An 886-nucleotide genomic window follows, 5' to 3' on the forward strand; every position below is an offset into this window, starting at 1 on the left:
GTGCTCGACCTGCGTCGTCGTCTGGCGCTCGGGCTCGAGACGCGCGACGCGGCCGGGACCGACCTCGCGGCCCTTGGCGAAGCACCCGGCCCCCTGTCGAAGGACAGCGGGCTGTTTCTGAACCTGACCGCGACGGCCTCGCTGCTTGCCGATCCGGACGTTGACGGCGGCGCGGCCACGGCCGAAGCGGTCGGGCGTCTATGGGATCTGGCGCTGGATCTGGAGGATCGCAGCCACGGAGACCGCGCCTCCGCGCAGGCGTCGCTCGACGTGCGCGCGGCGCAGGAACGGGTCGAGGAGCAGCTTCGCCACATGCGCGAGCTCGGCCCGAAAGGCCAGAGCGCGGAGGAACAGACCGAACTCGCCCACCGGATGGAGGCGCTTCAGCAGGCCATCATGCGCCGCATGCAGGCGCTGGCCCAGAAAGCCTTGCGTGATCACACCGCCATCCCGAACCTCGACGGCATGCAGAACCACGCCAACGACGCCCTGTCGCGCCTGATGCAGTCGATGCGGCAGGACGCCGAAAATGGCCGGACCGGCGATGCGCTGCAGAAGCTGCAACAGATGGAGGACATGACCGAGCGGATGCGCAACGCGACGCCGCAGGACTTGGCCTCTCTCGCGCGCAGCCTGCAGGCGACGCAGGCCGCGCGGACGCAGATGGAAGGCTTGGGCGATATCGTCAAACGCCAGAGCGCGCTGCTCGATCACACGCAGGACCGGCAAGGGCGCAACAGGCGCGCGCAGGACCGCGCCGCGGACGCGCAATCCGCCCGGGGCACCGATCAGGATCAGGACGAGGATCTGTCCACGCTGCCGACCGCCGAGCTTCTGCGACGGCTGGGCCTCAGCACGCCGGGCGGCAGCGCGCCACAGCCAGACG

The 886-nt window shown here is 70.3% G+C and carries 1 protein-coding gene; it reads left to right on the plus strand.

Features of this window, described 5'->3' with window-relative positions:
* Positions 1–886: DUF4175 family protein (locus HUK82_RS16905; RefSeq protein WP_176615005.1), on the plus strand; the 886-nt coding region annotated here is incomplete at both ends.

It is taken from the genome of Ameyamaea chiangmaiensis (assembly GCF_013376175.1).
Taxonomy (GTDB): Bacteria; Pseudomonadota; Alphaproteobacteria; order Acetobacterales; family Acetobacteraceae; genus Ameyamaea; species Ameyamaea chiangmaiensis.